We start from the raw sequence: 1,265 nt of genomic DNA on the forward strand, positions 1-1,265 counted from the left end.
GTGTCAATCTTCAGTGTTCCATCTGTTATCATTGCCTTAATCTGATTTACAATCTGCTCATATATAGGCTGTACAGATGAATTATTTATAATTATCTTCAATGTATATTCCCCTCCTGTTCTATAAACAGTATATAACAGCATATAACACTTGTCAAGATTTTTTTATATCCGCCTTGGAAAAGTTCATCTGGAGGATTACCTCCGTTATGCGGCGGGTTTAACTTCGTTTTCCTGACTAAGAATGGCTTTCCCTATCATAGGTGTGGTTTTTGTAACTATAAAATGATTTAACTTTGTTTTCCTGACTGGGAATGGCTTGCCCTATCAGAGGTGTGGTTTTTGTAACTATAAAATGATTTAACTTTATTTTCCTAAATGAGAACGGCTTACTCTATCAAAGGAATAATTTATGTAACTATAAAACAATACCCATGGTTCAATCATAAAAACCGTGGGTATTGTTTTATAATCAACTTAGTGTAAATAATTTATTTAAAAAACTTTTCATTCAAAAATATAACCCCAACCGAGAGCGAACCATTCCCAAAATTAAACAGAAGGTCTCGCCCGCCTTGAAATGAAGTCTATCTCATAGCTAAACCTTTGCAAGGCGGAAATAAAATTCTCGCCCGACCTGTGCAGAGCCTTACCAACAGCATAATCTTTGTAGGTCAGATATAAAATAAACCCAACCGAGAGCGAACCATTTCCAAAACTAAACAGAAGGTCTCGCCCGCCTTGAAACGACGTTTATTTTTAAGGCAAACCTCTGCAAGGCGGAAATAAAATTCTCGCCCGACCTGTGCAGAGCCTTACCAACAGCATAACCTTTGTAGGTCAGATATAAAATAACCCCAACCGAAAGCGAGCTATTCCCAAAACTAAACAGAAGGTCTCGCCCGCCTTGAAACGACGTTTATTTTTAAGGCAAACCTCTGCAAGGCGGATATAAAAATCAATCGGCAAAAGAGAAGTCGCCCATTCTGGCCATGCAGTCGCAGATTGATAGGTATTCGTCGCCGGCGATTATTATGTGGTCTAAAAGTGATAAACTCATAGTTTCGAGCTTTTCGGAAAGAGTGTAAGTCACGTCTATGTCCTTTTCAGATGGCAAAACGCTGCCGCTGGGATGATTGTGGGCAAGGGCTACAGACTTAGCTCTGCTTAAAATAGCCAAGTTTATTATTTTTTCGTAAGGTACGGTTGCGGCGCTAAAGTTTCCGCTGGAAATAGGAACACAGCTTAACTCTCTGCCTTTGGCGT

General features: G+C 39.4%; 1 protein-coding gene and 1 pseudogene. Both read right to left on the reverse strand.

Annotated features, from left to right (window positions below; all coding sequences use genetic code 11):
- A pseudogene (locus tag B5F08_RS13605) lies at positions 1-101 on the reverse strand (GntR family transcriptional regulator); the annotation flags it as partial.
- Positions 102-957: 856 nt separating this feature from the next.
- Positions 958-1,265: JAB domain-containing protein (locus B5F08_RS13055; RefSeq protein WP_162607600.1), on the reverse strand; the 308-nt coding region annotated here is incomplete at its 5' end.

Origin of the sequence: Anaeromassilibacillus sp. An172, assembly GCF_002160515.1 — a bacterium.
GTDB classification, from domain to species: domain Bacteria; phylum Bacillota; class Clostridia; order Oscillospirales; family Acutalibacteraceae; genus Limousia; species Limousia pullorum.